Here is a 16,624-nt window from a genome sequence, read left to right on the forward strand (position 1 = left end):
CGCCACCCGATACGACAGGCGAACAGAACACTTCACAGGCTTCATCAAGCTCGCAGCAGCCATGATATGGATGCGATGAATGTCGATCGGTTCTACTACGCCGTGCAGCCGTTCTACTGCGATATGGGGTTTGCCGAACTCATAGAGGGGGCGCTCCCCGGCGAGTGCCTTGAGCCGTATTTGAAGGTGTACCGCCAGTTCAGGCACAAGGAGAGCGGCACCATCGTCTGCGAAAACAACGGCCCGTGGGTCATCGTCGTGTTCGGCAGCGACCCGAAGATGATACGCAGGCGCACGCTGGGCGAGATAGTGCCGCTTTCCAAGGCGCTCTATCCCTCAATCGAGATGCGCACGCGCTTCATAGACCGCGTGTACGCCGCGACGAAGATACCGTAGGAGGAGGCAATGAAGGAGCTAGTCAGCCTCGACGTGACCGAGGAGGAGATGGACGAGGCCAAGCGCCATTTTGAAGAGGAGGAGCGCTGGAACCGGGAGAACCCCGACAAGTGCAGGCTCATCGCGCAATTGCAGACGACCGTCTTCTTCCTTGAGAAGATGGTGGGCGAGATACGCGGCAAGTAATTCAGGCCCCCTTACGAGGGGCCTGTTTTTTTATGCCGGAGGAAGCAGCAGGTTTAGAGGAGGAACCAGGGTGACGCCTCTCCGGTGGACCGTTCGCGTAGTCCACCGGATCGGCTTCCTCATCGCACTCAAAATAATCCGCGCACGCAAAAACGGCAGGGAGCGGGCGGGAGCTGTAGAATAAATTCAGCTTTAAACCCGTCAATTCAAAAACGGCGGTTCCTCAAATCACACTATGTAACAGGCCGTGACATCCGAGCCCCTTCAAGGGACGTCTGTTTTTGGCGGTACAATTAGGAGCGGACAAATTCCTGTCCTTTAACAGGAGGTTCGCTTTGAGCGTTCAGCAGCTATACGAGAGGGTCACGAACCAGATAATTGCGGACATCGAGAAAGGTGACTTGCCGGTCTGGCTCCAGCCTTGGAAATCAGGCAAACGCGGCGGCATCATTCCGATCAACGCCGTCACCAAGAAGCCCTACAACGGCTTGAACGTCCTAATGCTATGGGCCGAGCGGCAGGAGAAGCAGTACGCCTTGGCCGAATGGTTGACGTACAAGCAGTGCCAGGAAGCCGGAGGCCAAGTCCGCAAGGGCGAGAAGTCCACTCCCGGCATCTACGTCAACAAGCAGGTGATCGAGAAGGGCACCGACGAAGAGCGGTTGTGCCATTCATGAGGACGTTCAGCCTCTTCAACGTCGCGCAATGCGACGGGCTCCCTCACAACGAGCCGGTAGCAGACCTTCCCGAGCACGAGCGCAACGAGCGGACAGAGGCGTTCTTCGACGCGATAGGCGCAGAGGTTAGATGGGGCGAGCCTATGGCCGCCTACATTCCCTCGCGCGATATCATCGTGATGCCCGAGCGCGGCGCGTTCGATAATCCCGAAAGCCTCTACGCCGTGTGGGCGCATGAGCACATCCACTACACCGGCCACAAGACCCGGCTCGACCGCGACCTCAAGTCCCGGTTCGACAACGACGCCTACGCCTTCGAGGAGCTCGTGGCGGAGATAGGAGCCGCCATGACGTGCGCCCACCTGCAAATCAAGGGAGAGCTTCGCCATGCGAGCTACGTCGACCACTGGCTCAAAGTGCTCAGGCAGGACAGCCGAGCGATACTATCGGCTGCAAGTCTGGCGTCGAAAGCGACCGACTACCTCCGCTCTTTCTCCGAAGACAAGCAGGAGCAAGCCGCATGACCCGCATCAACCGCGCCTACGTCAAGCGGCTCGAAGACCTCATCCTCAGACTGGATGACACGTTATCCGAGCTTGACCCCGCGCACGCTACGGCAGGCATGCAGCGCGACATGCCTTTGCTCCGCAGAGAGACCGACCGCATTCGCGCGGGACGAAGCACGCGCAAAAAGTGCAAGCAGAAGTGACTACCGACATCCCGCGCAAATGCGGGATGTTTTTTTTGCGCCCTATGTAAACTTGTTGACTAAAAAAAATAGGAACAAGGGACGGCGCCCGGCGTTTCGGACCGCATGCGCACGTTCCGCTATTTTTTCACCGACCTGACGGAGTTCAGATCGAGGGGCGAGAGTTCCGGCCTGCTGGACGAGGAACGACTCCTGCGGGGCATTGAGAAACTCGTTGAGGCAGAGGCAGACCTGGCTATAGAACGGCCCTGCTTGCCGAGTCGCAAACCCCTGCCCCGGAGCTGCGCATCACGCAGGGTTCTTCGATGCGTTTCAAGATGAGCGCTGCGGCGGGATTTAGCATCGATTGGAGGTCGGGTATGTCTAGAAGCTCAATGATCGTTGCTGCCATGCTAGCTGTTTCGGCAACCGCGGCGTTTGTGGCTGTGCCCGCGATCGTGAAGTCCAAACCGGCCATTCCGGAAGCGACAAGCGCTGACCAATCCGAGGACCGCAACTGGGACGCCTATTCAGTCGCCGATTATTACGGCGGCGAGTACGACTGGCCGAGGCTGAAGCTCGCAGATCCGGCGACAAGGCAGAGCATCATTCACGCCATTGTCCCGCAGATTGAAAGCCTCGCGCCTGACCGCTTGGCGCGCCTCGCGAAGCAGGAGGATTTCTGCTCCGGGCCTTACTCGATCAAATGCTTTGGGATACCGACCAGCAAGCTGAGGGGATACGTCGAATGGTCCCTTGGCAGGCATAGCCATAAGATGGCTGCCCGGTTTGCTGAGGCAGCCCAACGCCTGGCGGCTTCCGAAGAACAGGCGAGATAGCCTTCCCCGTGTTAGCGACTGAGTTCGCCGGCCGTCGCTGGGGGCATGCCTACGCTTTGGAGGGAGGCCGCCCGCATATGGTCACGCGGTCTTTAGCGATCGAAGAGAACTACCTCTAATCGAACGCACGCAGCTCCCTCCGTTCGCCGGGTAGGCGTTGCGGCGCCTGCTCAACCGCCAGGATGCCCGCGTTGGCCAGCCGTAAAGGGTGCTTAACGCTGTGAGACCACGCGTCCAGGATGGCGGCTGCCACTGCGCGGTCGGTTCCGTCCCGAGCCCCCGCCTGTCCCGTTCGTTGCAGGTAATCGAGCGCTATTTCCAACGCTTCCTGGAGGGCCGGGTCGGGGCAGCGCAACGGCCATTGGTAATCGTATCTCATAGCACGTCTCCGATCCTGAAAACGTGCAAGGATATTTTTCGCTCCGGAAAAGCGATGCATGAGAGCATGCACCAGTAGTGCCGGCTCGCCTCCCGTCCTTTTTCGATTCCGTCCGGCAGCTATCCCCCTCTCCCCACACTTATCCCCATACTCGTGCTTAACGAGCGGTCGTGTGCTATACTGGCGCTAGGTCCGCAGGGCTTTATTATTTAGCAACTACACGCTTTATGCATTCAACAGAGTACTCGCAGAGCTGGGGCCCCGATTATCTCTACCAACCCATAAGCCGCAAGTCGCGCCTGGTCACGTTCCTGCTCGCGTTCTTCCTGGGCATGTTCGGCGCGCACCGCTTCTACGTCGGCAAGACCGGCACTGCGATCGCGCAGCTCGGGCTCTCGCTCACCGTCATCGGCGTGCTGGTATCCAGCCCCTGGGTTTTCATCGATTGGATCTTGATCATCTCCGGCAGCTTCAGGGACGGCGAAGGGCGCAAGATTACCCGCTGGGACAACTAACCATCCGTATGGCACAGATGAGAGGCTTCGCGTGCATGAGCGCGGAGAAGCGGCGCGCCATCGCTTCAAAGGGCGGACGGGCGCAGGGCAAGAACAATAACCCCGCCAACTTCGCGAACAACCCGGGGCGCGCCGCGAAGGCGGGCGCGAAGGGCGGCAAGGCGAAGCGCGCTAATAACAAAATCTCATGATCAGATATTTCTACGACAAGACCGCCGCGGCCGTCATCAGGCTGGACGAGGAGAAGATGATCCTCGAGCAGCTGCCGGAACTCTTGAATGCGCCCTCGCTCGATTACGTGGATTATACGAGCGAACATATCACGGCGCCTGCGGCCGCATCCACGGAGCGAGCGGAGAGCAATGCAGGGACGCGGAAACGCAAACCCGGCTGCGATGAATGCGGATCGCCGGGCCGGCACAAGAGCTCATGTTCAAAATCAGGAAGCGCAAAGAAGCCCGTGCCTACGCCGGAATGGGATGCGCTCGGCGAGGATGAGCCGGCGAAGCGGATGAGCCGAATGACATTCGGTCGGGTGAAGATAAGTCAGCACAACGATATCCCGGTCGACGTGATCGCTCGCAACATGGACGAGCCTGTCGACGAGATAGAAAAAGCGTTTGAGGTAGATACTTACGACGAGTACTCTAAGCTCTGAAATCTCGGCTAGCCGGACCACTCCCCTCCCCGATCGGACTTCTGTCCTTTTGCCACTGTCCTATAGGAGAGAGGGCATGGCCGTGACCGATAGGGGAGCGGGCGGCGCGACAATCTCGGTATGATGGATAAATTCTCAAACAAGCAGCGTTCACGAGCTGGCGGCAAGCGTTGCCCCGAGTGCATGACGCACACGTGCTTCCCGCTGAAATTCTGGGGCGTCGTTTCGACGAACCGCTTCGTCTGCGAGTGCGGCCGCGTCGTCGACGGCAAGGGCCACAGGATCAGGCGCCGCGTGATACGATAAGGCTCATGGCCGAAAAAGAAGACGACCGCTCCTGAGGCCGAGAGCGACCTCAATCTAAAGCGCGAACTCTTCTGCGAATTCTATGCGCAGGGACCTGGAGTATTGTTTGGCAATGCGACGCTCTCCTATGCCGCGGCTTACGACATTGAGCTTGGCGACACCTCGATCTTAGACAAGGAAGGCAACGTGGTCGTCCAGCGTTCCTATCGTGGAAAGTATCAAACCTGCTCGGTCAACGGAGCGCGCTTGCTAAGAGATGCTAAGGTTCGCGATCGCATCACCGCTCTCCTCAACGAGCTTCTGCGCGACGACATAGTCGACAGCCAGCTCGCGAAGGTCATCACCCAGGACGGCGACCTGCAGTCGAAGGTCCGCGCCATCAACGAGTACAACAAGGTCCGCGGCCGCATCATCGACAAGACGCGCGACGTGACCGAGCGCTTCGCGATGGACGACGTCCGCGAGCTGCTCGCCCCGCTCCCGCAGGAGCGCCAAGACGAACTGTATGCAATCCTCACCAACGCTATCGCGGAAGCAGAGCTACTCAGAGGCGCTGCGCAAGGCCAAGACGGCCATACTCGGTAGCCCCGAGGACATACGCAGGCGGTTCGGCAAGAAGCCCATCACCCTGCTGCGCCTCGTCGATCCCTCGATGCGCTTCCCCAAGAAGCTGCGGATAATCTTCGCGTGCCTCTGGCTCCAGCAGGACATGCAGGGCCGGCCGACTACCCGCTTCATCATGAAAGGCCCGCGCGGCGGCGGGAAGTCGAAGCTCCTCGGCGCCCTAGGCTTCGTGAAATGGTACCTGCAGCTCCTCAATATCATCGACATGGGCGGCTCGCTCGAGCAGGCGAAAGGCGTCTACAATTATTTTACCGGCCACATCTACTCGTCCGAGGCCATCAGCTCAGCGCTTCCGGCCGAGCCGACCATGCTCCGCACGAAGACCGACAAGGGCAATTACTTCCGGGCGGTCGCCGCCTCGCAGAAGCAGGTGCGCGGCCCGCACCCCGACGCGTTCTTCGCGGACGAGGCGTGCGAGATCAAGGACGAGCTCCTCCTCTCCGCCATGCCGATGGTCGACAGCTCGGCCAGGCCGCTCGTCGTCATGACCTCGACCTTCCATAAGATATTCGGGCTCTTCCAGGAGACGTGGGACCGCGCCGAGGAGCTCGGCTGGACGCGCCTCTCATGGGATTCCTTCGACGTGGTGCAATCCTTCGACCCCGCGATATGGGACGACGAGAAGCTCAACCGCGAGATACCCGACCTCGCCGACCTCAGGAAGCGCGCGGCGGGGCGCGCGGGCGATCCCGAAGGCTGGATACCCGTAGCCAACATCATCCAGGCATGGCGCGAGAAGCCCAGCACTGATTACTTCGACGTGGAGTACATGGGCTCGCGCCCCTCGGCCGAGGGCATGGTCAACGATCCCGAGGACGTGGACTTCTGCGTCAGCGCGCACGACGAGGCCGAGCATGCCTATGTCCCCGGCGCCGAAGTGGCCGGCGGGCTCGACTGGGGCTTCCAGGGGCAGACCGCGTGGGACGTGGAGATGGCGCACAAGGATAACGTGCTGGTGCAGCTCGAGATGGGCATCTACACCCAGGTCCGCTCCGGCGTGATCATTAAGGACATCGTCGCCGATGTCCTCAAGTACCGCATCCGTACCATCCACGCGGACGGCTCCCACCCCTTCGAGAACGCGGACCTGCGCGCGGAGATCAATAAGGCCATCCGCGAGCTCCCTGAGAAGGAGCAGTTCCGCTGCGCGCTCGTCGAGGTCCCGTTCGGCCGGCCCGTGCAGCACGTGAAGACCGATGGCACCAAGGACAAGGGCAAGCGGCTCGGCACCGAGAAGGAGGAGATGCTCGGCAACTACCGCGCATACTTCTCCCGGCGCCTCAACCGCATCCCGGCGGTGTTCAAGGAGGCGATATGGCAGCACAAGCGCTACCGCTACCAGAAGGGCAGCGACAAGCCGATGAAGGAGGACGACCATTGCCCGGACGCCAAGATGCTGGCGCAGCGCCGCTGGATGCTTGGCAAGGCATCAAGCTCGCTGCCGCCCGAGCCCGCCGCGCCGCGGCGCGCGCAGACCGTCACCGGGGGATTGCTCGACGAGCAGTTCTAGAACCGGGTGCTATCATATCCGCATATGGCGAAGAAGGCCGCGGCGGCGGACAAATCCAGAGCGAAGGCCCAGGGACTGACCGAGCTCGGCGACAGCGGCACCCGCATCCTCGACGGCGTCGTCAGCGAGGAATACAACGCGAAGCTCCAGGACGTGCGCGGCATCGCGGTGTACGACGAGATGCGCAAGAGCGACGGCACCGTGCGCTCGCTCGTGCTGGCCGTCACCCTGCCCGTGCGCGCCGCCAACTGGTTCATCAAGCCCGCGAGTGAGGAAGCGCAGGACCAGGAAATAGCCGAGTTCGTCAAGGCCGCGCTCTTCGACGCGCCGAAATTCACCTTCGACGACTTCCTGCGGCACGCGCTCCTCTCGCTTCCGCTCGGCGTGATGCCGTTCGAAAAGGTCTTCGAGGTCCGGCCTGTCGACGGCAAGGAACGCATCGCGTGGTCGAAGCTCGCGCCGCGCATGCCGCGCTCGATCCAGAAGTGGGCTATCGCCGGCGGCGCGTTCGGCATCACGCAGAACACCTCCGAGGGCAAGCCGGTCGAGATACCGGGCGACAAGCTCATCGTCTTCGTCAACGAGATGGAGGGCGAGAACTGGTGGGGCACGTCGATCCTGCGCGCGCCTTACAAGCACTGGTTCATCAAGAACAACATCTACAAGGTCGACGCCATCGCCTTCGAGCGCCAGGGCCTCGGCGTGCCGTACGTGAAGCTGCCCGAGACCCCGACGCCTTCCGACGTAGCGAAGGCCGAGACCATCCTCAAGAACCTCCGCGCCAACTCGCACGCCTACATCGTCGAGCCGCACGACTACGAGATCGGCTTCAAGGACATGCAGGCGGGCGGGACGCGCGACCCGCAGAACTCCATCGCGCACCACAACCGCGAGATCATGAAGTCCGGCCTTGCCCAGTTCCTGGAGCTCGGCGCCGCGTCCAGCGCGGGCTCGTCGGGCAGCCGCGCGCTATCCGAAGACCACTCGGACCTCTTCTTGCAGTCGCTCGAGGCGGCGGCGAGGAACTTCGCGAGCACGTTCAACAAGCAGGGCATAAAGGAGCTTGTCGACCTGAATTTCGATAACGTGAAAAAATACCCGGCCCTCGACTTCGAGGGCATCACCGAGACCGACGCGAAGAAGCTCTCGGACGCCTTCAAGACGCTCGTCGATACCGGCGCGGTGACGCCGCAGGACGCCGACGAGACCTATTTCCGCGACCTGCTCAACCTTCCAGAGTTCGACGAGGCGGGCCGGCGCGAGAAGCCGGCAGCGAAGATCACCATCCCCCCAGAACAGGACCCCGAGGAAGCGGCTGTGAGCGAGCGTCTTTCAAAAAAAAAAGAGTTCGCCGAGGACGGGTTTAAGCCGTACCGCGCGCTGACCTTCGCCGAGGGCAAGGTGAACTTCGAGGGGCTCCAGAAGAAGATCGACGAGCTCGAGGCCCAGTTTGATAAGGAGACGGCAGCGCTGCTTCATGAAGCGCGCGACGCCTACATGAAGGCGTTTGCCCGCGCGGCGCATGCGGGCGACGCGCAGGCCATCAAGGACGCGACGCTCAAGGTGCAGAACGACCTTGCCCGCATCATCAAGAACGCGTCGCAGAGCGCCTTCGTCTACGGCAAGAACAACGCCGCCAACGAGCTCGGCGTCGATGCTCCGGCGAACCCGTCCGCCGCGCTCAAGCAGATCGACATCCAGGCCGCCGCCATCGCGGACCAGCAGATCACGGAGATAACGAGCGACAGCAAGAACGCCTATGTCGAGTCGCTCAACAAGGGCGCGTCTACCACGCAGGCGCTCGCAGCAGCGGACGCGGCAGCGGCCGCCGCCATTGACCGCGTCACCCGCAACGCCTCGAGCATCCTCATGGCCGGCCATATCAACTACGGCCGCGGCGTCATGTTCGACAGGGAGGGCGACAAGGTCTACGCGCTCCAGCGCTCGGAGCTGCTCGATTTTAAGACGTGCAACTACTGCCTCTCCATCGACGGCCGCGTGTTCGAGAAGAGCGACCCGCAGTTCTCGCGCCTGGGGCCGGTGCATTCCAACTGCCGCGGCATCAACGTGGCCATCCTCACGGACGAGCACGAGCTGCCCAAGATATCGGGCATCCCGCAATCCCTGCGCTCGCGCATCGGCGAAACGGTCAACGACGTGGAGCAGCCGAAGTCGCCCATCACCAAGAAGAACTCGCCCGCGCGCGAGGAGGCGGACAAGCGGGAAGACCGGAAGCAGCAGTAGGTTATCAACATATCCACTCGTTATCCCCATGCGTGAGGTATGATTGGGGCATGAAGCAAAGGGAGCACGATAGCAAACAGCGAATCGCGTTTCCGATACGCCTCTTCGGAGACGCATCGGCCTTTGCGGAGATAACGGATAAGATACAGGTTGTCCCGACGGGCAAGTGGGATCATCCGGCGTACGGAGAGATGGAGATCACGACGGCCGACATCGCGGAGTTCGTCCGGAACTTCAAGGACAAGGTGCGGCGCGACCTCCCCATCACTGCCGGTCACGACAACGGCATGAACGGCGGCGAGCTGCCGGCGATCGGCTGGTTCACTGAGCTCGAGGATCGCGGCGTCAACGGCCTGTGGGCCTACGTCGAATGGCTCGAGGAAGGCAAGAAGCTCCTCCAGGAGCGCGCCTTCAAATACTTCTCTCCCGAGTTCTATGAGCAGTATGCGGACCCGGAGACCGGGGAGACGCGGCACAACGTCCTCGTGGGCGGCGCGCTCACCAACAAGCCGTACTTCAAGGAATTAGCACCCGTGGTCGCGTTCAGCGAGCCGGGCATTATGAACCAATTTAAAGAACCTATGGATTTGAAAGACATTCTCGCGAAGAAGGCGGAGGACCTGTCGGCGGACGAGAAGACTTATCTGCGCGAGCATAAGTCTGAATTGGACGCGGACCAGCAATCGGCGTTCGAGAGCGTGCTGAACGAGGCCCCCGCCGGCGAGACCGACGAGGAGAAGGCGGCGCGCGAGGCGAAGGAAGCGCAGGACAAGGCCGAGGCGGATAAGGCGGCGGCTGATGCTGCAGCCGAGGCGGAGCGCCAGGCATCGGAGAAGAACAAGGGCGGCAAGAAGATCCTCATGTCCGAGGCCGAGGTAGCAGTGCTGCGCGAGCAGGCGGACAAGGGCGCCCAGGCATTCGCCGAGGTGGAGAAGATGAAGCTCGACAAGGCCGTCGCAAAGATGGTCTTCAGCGAGTCCAATAAGAGCGGACGCATCCTCCCCAAGCAGAAAGATGCAGTCGCGAGCTTCATGCTCACGCTCAGCGAGAAGCAGCGCGACCAGTTCACCAATATCGTGAGCAATCTTCCCAAGGCCGACGCGTCCATCTTCAGCGAGATCGGCGACGGCGGCGCGGGCGACGCGGGCGACTCGAAGAGCCTCTACAAGAAGATCAGCGACATGGCCAAGGCCAAGGTGACCGCTTCCGAGGGCAAGACCCAGTTCTCCGCCGCGCTCCTGCAGGTCTACTCCGAGAATCCCGACCTGAAAAAGCAGTACGAGGAGGCCCTCGCAGCTGACGCCAAGTAATTACCCTCCTAATCCTTCCACCACCCATTTATGGCAACTGAAAACATCGGGTTCATGGCCTCCCGCGAAGCCGGCGAGGCGATGACCGACAAGCAGCACTACATCGTGCAGCTCGACGCGACAGGCAAGATCGAGGTCGCGGAGGGCGCGACCGACCTCATCGTCGGCGTGCTGCAGAACTATCCGGGCGCGGGCGAGCAGGCCGTCTACGCCTACGGCGGCAGCGCCAAGGTAAAGGCCGGCGGCACGATCGGCATCGGCGCCTGGGTCACCTCCGACGGCAGCGGAAAGGCCGTGGCGACCACTACCGACGGCGACATCGTCATCGGCCGCTACATCGGCACCGCCGCAGCCGCATCCGGCGACCTCATCGAAGTGCAGCTCGGCATCCAGCACCTCTACATCGCGTAGCATCTACCCGCTTATCCCTATCCAGTAATTTATGGCTAACCGTTACCAAGGCGCCGACCCGATTCTCACTGACGTATCGATCGGCTACAAGAACGCAGACTACATCGCGAGCCTCCTGCTCCCGTCCCTTCCGGTGAAATTCCAGAGCGGCAAGCACTTCATATACGACAAGGGCCAGTTCCGCTCGGAGGACGCAAGGCGCGGCATCGGGGCCCGCTCCAAGGAGGTGACGCACTCGCTCACCACGGGGCTGACGTACTTCGCCGAGGACCACGCGCTCAAGGAGTTCGTGGCCGACGAGGATGTCGACAACGCGCCCGAGGGCGTCGACCCGTTCGTCGACGCGACCGAGAACGTCACCTCCAAGCTCGACGTGTCCCGCGAGATCGAGGTGGCGAACATGCTCACCGACACCGGCATCATCACCCAGAACGAGACGCTGTCCGGCACCAGCCAGTGGTCGGACCCGAACTCCGACCCGGTAGCCGACGTGCGCGCCGCGAAGGGCACCATCCGCGACAGCATCATGGTCGACCCGAACACGCTCGTCCTCTCCAAGAAGGTCTTCGACGTCCTCGTCGACCATCCGGCGATCGTCGAGCGCGTGAAGTACTCGCAGCTCGGCGTGCTCAACACCGACCTCCTCGCCCGCTTCTTCGACGTCGACCGCGTCATCATCGGCGCGGCCAAGAAGAACACCTCGGTCGAGGGCCAGGCCGACAGCATGTCGGACATCTGGGGCCGCGACGCCCTCCTCGCCTACGTCAACCCGCGCCTCGGCAAGAAGACCGTGTCGCTCGGCGTGACCTACCGCTGGAAGACCCGCGTCGTGGAGCGCCTCAACGGCACCGACGAGCGCGACCGCCGCGGCCAGTTCGTCCGCGTGGGCGACGAGTACTACGACCCGCAGCTCATCGCCGCCGGCGCGGCGTACCTCTTCAAGGACGCCGTAGCCGCCTAATAGACCGCGCAACGGCCCGGCCCTGAGCCGGGCCTGCCGCGCTTAACCAATACGCCCATGCAAAAATCCGATGTTCCGATAATGGCGCCTGACTTCCAGGTCGCCAACAAGCCGGCCATCACGGCGGTCAAGCGCACCGGCACGACCATTCCCAAGGTAGCGGTAGCCACCTTCGATCCCTCGAGCGACTCTTCCATGAGGACCGTCGCCGCGCACGGCCTCGGCGTCTACATCCCGGCCAAGGCGATCATCACCCGCGCGTGGGTCGACGTGGTCACCACCTTCGCCGACGGCGCGTCCGACAGCGCGACCATCGCCCTCTCGGTGCAGGGCGCGGGCGACCTCGTTGCCGCCATCGCGATCTCCAACGCCAGCAACGTGTGGGACGCGGGGCTGCGCGGCACGAAGGTCGGCGCCTTCGCGCTGGACGGCAACGCGCTCACCCAGGTCGCCATGGCGGCCGCCGGCGCCGCTACGTTCGTAAAGACGACGGCCGTGCGCGAGATCACCGCCACCGTGGCAACCGCCGCCCTGACGGCCGGCAAGCTGAACGTCTTCGTCGAGTACCTTATCAGCGACTAAGCACCACACCCATGAAGTACCACGCTCTCAGCACCATAAAGCACGACGGCAGGAAGTACCGCAGGGGCGACGCCATCGAGCTCTCCGGCAAGCACGCGGAGGACCTTCTCGAGGCGGGCGTCATCCAGAGGGAGAAGGTAGGCGAAGCACCGGAGGCCGCCGCTGCCGCTCCCGCGGAGGAAGCGGCCCAGCCCAAGGCGGGCGGCGACCGCGCGGAGTCCGGGGAGCCGTCTCTCGACGGCCAGGACGCGCCGCAGCGCGCCGAGGCCGAGGACGTCACCCCTGCAGTATCCGAGCGCATGACGCGCGAGGAGCTCGAGAAGGCCGCAGCCAAGGAAGGCATCAAGAAGGATGCGGTCGAGGCCGCGTCCACCAAGGCCGACCTCGTGACGCTCATTGAGGACCATCGCGCGGGCATCGGCGCCGAGGCCGAGGACGCATCCGCCGACCTCTAAAACCTGCCTTATACTTGTGGGACATGGCCCTCGACCCCGTCACCAATTTCGCGAAGGTCGCGGTCTCAACCGGCTACAGCGCCGCCGATACGTCGGTGGCGCTTTCGCCGTCACAAGGTTCAAAGCTTCCCGATCCCGCAGTGGACGGGCCCTTCAACCTGGTCTGGTACAACGCGACCGACTTCCCCGACCCGTCCGACGATCCGTACGTTGAGATAGTCCGCTGTACCGCGCGCTCAACAGATGTCCTCACAGTTGAGCGCGCGCAGGAGGGAACGTCCGCGAGCATCAAGGACCTGGCTGGCAAGACGTACAAGATGCTCCTTGCCGCCACTCAGAAAACGGTCGGGGACATCGCCGACCGCGCCAACCACACGGGCGAGCAGCCGATAGCTACCGTAACCGGCCTGCAAGCCGCGCTAGATGCCAAGGCTGACACCGTTGACGTACCGACGAGCTTTGACGACCTCGGCGACGGGGCCACGAACAAGGCGTACACCGGCACCGAGAAAGCAAAGCTCGCAGGCATCGAGGCTTCCGCCGACGTAACCGACGCCGCGAACGTCGCCGCAGCCGGCGCGTTTATGAAGTCGGTCGACGATGCGGACGACGTGATCGAGGGCTCTTCCCATTTTTTCCTGACGGCGGCTGAGCGCACGAAGCTTTCCAATACCTCCGGCGCCAACACGGGCGACCAGACTTCCGTTACCGGGAACGCCGGCACTGCGACCGCGCTACAAACAGCGCGCACGATCGACGGCCAGGCATTCGACGGCTCCGCAAACATTACGGTCATCGCGCCCGGAACGCACGCGGCTACCGGCAAGACCACGCCCGCAGACAGCGATGAGCTGCCGATCGTTGATAGCGCTGAATCGAACGTCCTGAAGAAGCTGACCTGGGCTAACCTAAAAGCCGCGCTCAAGACGTATTTCGACGCCGTCTATCAGACCGTCTTCGGATACAAAACCTGCATCACGGTAGGCTTTGCGAATGCTGACTATATCTGTGACGGGAGCGAGGATGATGTCCAGCTGCAGGCCGCTATTGACGCTGTGGCCGCGGCAGGAGGCGGAACCATTTTCGTCAAGCGGGGCACATATGCAATTGCCGCGCAGGTTTTCATATCTTCAAACGTCGCCATCATAGGCGACGGTTACGGGACACTCCTAAATCTTGCATCAGGCTCCGCTATAAAAGTAGACGGCGAGAGCAACGTAAGAATTGAAAGAATCAGGACGAACGGAAGCGCCCAGGTAACGAACGACTCCTCTGTTCACGTCCTTGATAGCTCCGACGTTCGCATCGAAGGCTGCGATATCCTCGACGCTAACGGATTCGGAATATTCATAAACGCAACCGGCACAAACACGACTGAGAGAGTTTGGGTCGTCAATAACCGCATAACCGGACGAGGAAACTCCGATGTGATCGGAGGCGGCCCAAACAACAGCACAGGAGCGGCGGTCAAGGACGTTCACGTCCACGGCAATCACGTCACGCAGGACGTGACGATATCGGGCATATACCCCAGCGCATTCGACATAGTGGCGGTCAGCGGAGTCGACGTTCAGGGCAACACGTTCGTCGGCGAGGTCACGTTCGGCTTCGAGCAGTCCAGCAACATCACCTCTTCAATTTCAAACAACATCGTCTATCCGGCGCTGGGGAACGAAGCGGGCGGCATATTCGTAACCAGCAACACGTCCCAAACTTCTCCCGATTTCGGACTGAACTTCGTCGGGAACGTGCTCTATTCGAGCTCTTTCACCTTGTCCGCGTCCGGATCGACTAAGAAAATCGGCGCTTTCGCTATCACCGGCAATACTATCTTGCCGTGGAGCACGCAGCACGGCATCTACCTCGTGAATACGTCGAACGGCACCGTCACAGGAAACACCATTGCGAGCAATAGTCCCATCGCCCCGTTCGACACCGGCATATATCTGCTGACGTCGGACAATATCCTCATCGAAGGCAACCAGGTATCCAGGGCGGCTTACGGCATCTACGATGCCTCGTCAGAGCCGACTATACTCATAGGCATCAATAGCTTTACCGCCATAGTGACCGAAGAAGTCACGGGAGGCACCCGATACGATGCCAACTTTATTAAGGGCCCTATCTTCGCAACAGATAATGCCATCGCTCGCTACGACGGCACTACCGGAAAGCTCGTCCAAGCTAGCGGCGTGTATGTGTCGGACACCGGCCGACTTGGAATCGGTACGGCATCTCCACTCGAACTACTCTCGCTCTGGAGCGACAACAACGGCCAGAACGTGGGCGCTGACCAGGTATACAACGCCATCATCTTTCAAAACTCAGCCGACAACTATAGGGTCGGCGAAATCAAGTCTGTAAAGCCAACAGGCGTGTACGGCGACGAGGGGGCACTAGCCTTTTTCACAAAAGGAGCCGTCAGCACGGAACGGCTACGTATAGGGCATGATGGCAATATCGGTATCGGCACCTCAGCCCCAAAATCCAAGCTCCACGTCGAAGGGACAAGCGGCTGGATAATCGCCGACGAGCAGGACGCCGACCCCACCACCGCGGAACTCGACGCCAACGACTCCGTCGCTTTCTACAGCAAAGCGAACAAGCTCGTCTTCGCGTACAACAACGCGGGGACGATGACCTACCTCTCGCTTCCGCTTGATGGAAGCTCGACCGCTTGGACGCACTCGACCGTCGCGCCCTGATAACCTTGCCTCCTAATGTTCGTGTAATACTTGGGACATGATCGGCGGCGGCGCATACGGCAGTGCAGCGCTCGGCGGGATGGCGGCGGCGCCCCGCCCAGCGATAATACCGATCGAGCGTCCCGGCCGGCCCGGGATCATTCTCGCGACACGCACATCGCCAGTCGTTCTTACGGGGAGCCGCGATAGCGGAGACGAGCCCCTGGAGCTCAAGTCTGCATGGTAGGATTGATGCCATGAGGACCCTTGTCGCTCCGACCGAGCCTTTCGTAAAGACTGAGCGCACGCGGCTCGCGGCAGATGCGTCAGCCGGCTCCAACGTCCTGCTTAGCCTGGAGAACAACGACGGCATCATCGGCGACGCGTTCATCGCTATCGGTTATGAGGGCAGCGAGCTGGCGGAGCTCCAGCTTGTCAATCAGGAGGTGTCGGGCGAGAGCCCCGTGCGCGTCGCTGCGCTCAAGTTCAATCACCAGAAGGGCGAGCCCGTCACCGTCTACCGCTACAACCAGCGCAAGTTCTACGGCTCCACTTCCGCCAACGGCACCTACCTCGAGCTAACGGCTGACGGCAGCCCCAAGGACATCCAGGTCGACGACCCGCAAGGCACCACGCTGGAGTACACCGGCGACACCGCGACGCATTTCAAGGCGACTTATTACAACTCCGAGACCAACGAGGAGACCGCGATAGGCGACTCGGTCGCGGCTGAGGCTGACGAAAGCGCGCGCTACGCCTCGCTATGGGCCATCCGCAAGCACGCGGGCCTCGCCGGCAATCCGCTGTACTCCGACTTCCGCATGGAGATGAAGCGCAAGCAGGCGGAGAACGAGATCAACAGCGCCATCGGATCGCGCTACACCCTGCCGCTCGGCGAGGTGCCGCCCCTGCTCTCCTACATCTGCGAGCTCATGGCCGCGGGCTACATCGACTATGAGGAGTTCGGCGCCGACGGCCAGGGCGGCAAGTGGCTCGGCGAAGCGCGCGCGCTGCTGAAGGCGGTCCAGGGCGGCACGCAGCTCCTCTTGGGCGCGGACGGCGTCGAGCTCGGCCGCGTCGAAGTCCCGGTAGCGGAAACGCAGCTCGGCGGCTATCCGAACGACGAATGCACCGACGCCGCGCAGTTCTCGATGGGCGACCGCTTTTAGTAGATTACAGCTCAAAACCTATCAACGTAT

Annotated in this window: 20 protein-coding genes; 19 read left to right on the plus strand and 1 reads right to left on the minus strand. The window is 61.8% G+C overall.

Going from position 1 to position 16,624, the window contains the following annotated elements; genetic code table 11:
• The 6 genes from GGQ85_RS16735 to GGQ85_RS16760 all read left to right on the plus strand — a co-directional run.
• Window positions 1–396: hypothetical protein (locus GGQ85_RS16735; protein ID WP_309775471.1), on the plus strand; the 396-nt coding region annotated here is incomplete at its 5' end.
• Between the two features lie 9 nt (window positions 397–405).
• The gene (locus GGQ85_RS16740) at window positions 406–582 is read left to right on the plus strand and encodes a hypothetical protein (protein WP_309775472.1); all 177 of its coding nucleotides are present in this window, start codon (window positions 406–408) and stop codon (window positions 580–582) included.
• 335 nt (window positions 583–917) lie between these two features.
• Window positions 918–1,259: an ArdC-like ssDNA-binding domain-containing protein gene (locus GGQ85_RS16745; RefSeq protein WP_309775473.1), complete on the plus strand. Its 342-nt coding sequence runs from the start codon at window positions 918–920 to the stop codon at window positions 1,257–1,259.
• Entirely contained in the window at window positions 1,256–1,783 is a 528-nt protein-coding gene (locus tag GGQ85_RS16750; RefSeq protein ID WP_309775474.1) for an ArdC family protein, read from the plus strand. The genes GGQ85_RS16745 and GGQ85_RS16750 overlap by 4 nt, the downstream gene beginning before the upstream one ends.
• Window positions 1,780–1,968, plus strand: a complete 189-nt coding sequence (locus tag GGQ85_RS16755) for a hypothetical protein (protein WP_309775475.1) — start codon at window positions 1,780–1,782, stop codon at window positions 1,966–1,968. The genes GGQ85_RS16750 and GGQ85_RS16755 overlap by 4 nt, the downstream gene beginning before the upstream one ends.
• A gap of 359 nt (window positions 1,969–2,327) precedes the next feature.
• Window positions 2,328–2,786 (plus strand): hypothetical protein, encoded by a 459-nt coding sequence (locus GGQ85_RS16760; protein ID WP_309775476.1) that lies wholly within the window; start codon window positions 2,328–2,330, stop codon window positions 2,784–2,786.
• Window positions 2,787–2,901: 115 nt separating this feature from the next.
• On the opposite strand, the gene GGQ85_RS16765 is transcribed toward GGQ85_RS16760, so the two are convergent.
• Window positions 2,902–3,165, minus strand: a complete 264-nt coding sequence (locus tag GGQ85_RS16765) for a hypothetical protein (RefSeq protein ID WP_309775477.1) — start codon at window positions 3,163–3,165, stop codon at window positions 2,902–2,904.
• Between the two features lie 227 nt (window positions 3,166–3,392).
• Here GGQ85_RS16765 and GGQ85_RS16770 point away from each other — a divergent pair, with 227 nt between their 5' ends.
• From GGQ85_RS16770 to GGQ85_RS16830, 13 genes are all read left to right on the plus strand, one after another.
• Window positions 3,393–3,680: a TM2 domain-containing protein gene (locus tag GGQ85_RS16770; protein ID WP_309775478.1), complete on the plus strand. Its 288-nt coding sequence runs from the start codon at window positions 3,393–3,395 to the stop codon at window positions 3,678–3,680.
• A gap of 35 nt (window positions 3,681–3,715) precedes the next feature.
• Window positions 3,716–3,871: a stress-induced protein gene (locus GGQ85_RS16775; RefSeq protein WP_374708913.1), complete on the plus strand. Its 156-nt coding sequence runs from the start codon at window positions 3,716–3,718 to the stop codon at window positions 3,869–3,871.
• Window positions 3,868–4,338 (plus strand): hypothetical protein, encoded by a 471-nt coding sequence (locus GGQ85_RS16780; protein WP_309775479.1) that lies wholly within the window; start codon window positions 3,868–3,870, stop codon window positions 4,336–4,338. Before GGQ85_RS16775 ends, GGQ85_RS16780 begins: the two co-directional genes overlap by 4 nt.
• A 408-nt stretch (window positions 4,339–4,746) precedes the next feature.
• Complete coding sequence (locus GGQ85_RS16785) at window positions 4,747–5,229, plus strand: hypothetical protein (protein WP_309775480.1); 483 nt, start codon at window positions 4,747–4,749, stop codon at window positions 5,227–5,229.
• Entirely contained in the window at window positions 5,150–6,778 is a 1,629-nt protein-coding gene (locus tag GGQ85_RS16790; RefSeq protein ID WP_309775482.1) for a terminase large subunit domain-containing protein, read from the plus strand. The genes GGQ85_RS16785 and GGQ85_RS16790 overlap by 80 nt, the downstream gene beginning before the upstream one ends.
• Before the next feature lie 24 nt (window positions 6,779–6,802).
• On the plus strand, window positions 6,803–9,022 hold the full coding sequence (locus GGQ85_RS16795; RefSeq protein ID WP_309775483.1) for a phage portal protein family protein: 2,220 nt from the start codon (window positions 6,803–6,805) through the stop codon (window positions 9,020–9,022).
• A gap of 50 nt (window positions 9,023–9,072) precedes the next feature.
• Complete coding sequence (locus tag GGQ85_RS16800) at window positions 9,073–10,332, plus strand: phage protease (RefSeq protein WP_309775484.1); 1,260 nt, start codon at window positions 9,073–9,075, stop codon at window positions 10,330–10,332.
• A gap of 30 nt (window positions 10,333–10,362) precedes the next feature.
• Window positions 10,363–10,743, plus strand: a complete 381-nt coding sequence (locus tag GGQ85_RS16805) for a capsid cement protein (RefSeq protein ID WP_309775485.1) — start codon at window positions 10,363–10,365, stop codon at window positions 10,741–10,743.
• A 31-nt stretch (window positions 10,744–10,774) separates the two neighbouring features.
• Entirely contained in the window at window positions 10,775–11,704 is a 930-nt protein-coding gene (locus GGQ85_RS16810) for a major capsid protein (RefSeq protein ID WP_309775486.1), read from the plus strand.
• 57 nt (window positions 11,705–11,761) lie between these two features.
• Window positions 11,762–12,286, plus strand: a complete 525-nt coding sequence (locus GGQ85_RS16815) for a hypothetical protein (protein ID WP_309775487.1) — start codon at window positions 11,762–11,764, stop codon at window positions 12,284–12,286.
• Between the two features lie 11 nt (window positions 12,287–12,297).
• A complete protein-coding gene (locus GGQ85_RS16820) occupies window positions 12,298–12,741 on the plus strand; it encodes a DUF7210 family protein (protein ID WP_309775488.1) in 444 nt (147 codons plus the stop codon).
• Window positions 12,742–12,881: 140 nt separating this feature from the next.
• Window positions 12,882–15,446, plus strand: a complete 2,565-nt coding sequence (locus GGQ85_RS16825; RefSeq protein WP_309775489.1) for a right-handed parallel beta-helix repeat-containing protein — start codon at window positions 12,882–12,884, stop codon at window positions 15,444–15,446.
• 236 nt (window positions 15,447–15,682) lie between these two features.
• Window positions 15,683–16,594, plus strand: a complete 912-nt coding sequence (locus GGQ85_RS16830) for a phage protein Gp36 family protein (protein ID WP_309775490.1) — start codon at window positions 15,683–15,685, stop codon at window positions 16,592–16,594.
• The last annotated feature ends 30 nt before the right edge of the window (window positions 16,595–16,624 follow it).

This window comes from Nitrobacter vulgaris (assembly GCF_031453995.1).
Classification (GTDB): Bacteria; Pseudomonadota; Alphaproteobacteria; order Rhizobiales; family Xanthobacteraceae; genus Nitrobacter; species Nitrobacter vulgaris.

What these genes read in the sequence shown, in the direction of transcription:
- GGQ85_RS16740 (WP_309775472.1), top strand. Translation starts at nt 406, where the DNA reads ATGAAGGAGCTAGTCAGCCTCGACGTGACCGAGGAGGAGATGGACGAG.
- GGQ85_RS16780 (WP_309775479.1), top strand. Translation starts at nt 3,868, where the DNA reads ATGATCAGATATTTCTACGACAAGACCGCCGCGGCCGTCATCAGGCTG.
- GGQ85_RS16820 (WP_309775488.1), top strand. Translation starts at nt 12,298, where the DNA reads ATGAAGTACCACGCTCTCAGCACCATAAAGCACGACGGCAGGAAGTAC.
- GGQ85_RS16775 (WP_374708913.1), top strand. Translation starts at nt 3,716, where the DNA reads ATGAGCGCGGAGAAGCGGCGCGCCATCGCTTCAAAGGGCGGACGGGCG.
- GGQ85_RS16810 (WP_309775486.1), top strand. Translation starts at nt 10,775, where the DNA reads ATGGCTAACCGTTACCAAGGCGCCGACCCGATTCTCACTGACGTATCG.
- GGQ85_RS16755 (WP_309775475.1), top strand. Translation starts at nt 1,780, where the DNA reads ATGACCCGCATCAACCGCGCCTACGTCAAGCGGCTCGAAGACCTCATC.
- GGQ85_RS16765 (WP_309775477.1), bottom strand. Translation starts at nt 3,165, where the DNA reads ATGAGATACGATTACCAATGGCCGTTGCGCTGCCCCGACCCGGCCCTC.
- GGQ85_RS16815 (WP_309775487.1), top strand. Translation starts at nt 11,762, where the DNA reads ATGCAAAAATCCGATGTTCCGATAATGGCGCCTGACTTCCAGGTCGCC.
- GGQ85_RS16830 (WP_309775490.1), top strand. Translation starts at nt 15,683, where the DNA reads ATGAGGACCCTTGTCGCTCCGACCGAGCCTTTCGTAAAGACTGAGCGC.
- GGQ85_RS16805 (WP_309775485.1), top strand. Translation starts at nt 10,363, where the DNA reads ATGGCAACTGAAAACATCGGGTTCATGGCCTCCCGCGAAGCCGGCGAG.
- GGQ85_RS16770 (WP_309775478.1), top strand. Translation starts at nt 3,393, where the DNA reads ATGCATTCAACAGAGTACTCGCAGAGCTGGGGCCCCGATTATCTCTAC.
- GGQ85_RS16800 (WP_309775484.1), top strand. Translation starts at nt 9,073, where the DNA reads ATGAAGCAAAGGGAGCACGATAGCAAACAGCGAATCGCGTTTCCGATA.
- GGQ85_RS16795 (WP_309775483.1), top strand. Translation starts at nt 6,803, where the DNA reads ATGGCGAAGAAGGCCGCGGCGGCGGACAAATCCAGAGCGAAGGCCCAG.
- GGQ85_RS16760 (WP_309775476.1), top strand. Translation starts at nt 2,328, where the DNA reads ATGTCTAGAAGCTCAATGATCGTTGCTGCCATGCTAGCTGTTTCGGCA.
- GGQ85_RS16750 (WP_309775474.1), top strand. Translation starts at nt 1,256, where the DNA reads ATGAGGACGTTCAGCCTCTTCAACGTCGCGCAATGCGACGGGCTCCCT.
- GGQ85_RS16790 (WP_309775482.1), top strand. Translation starts at nt 5,150, where the DNA reads ATGCAATCCTCACCAACGCTATCGCGGAAGCAGAGCTACTCAGAGGCG.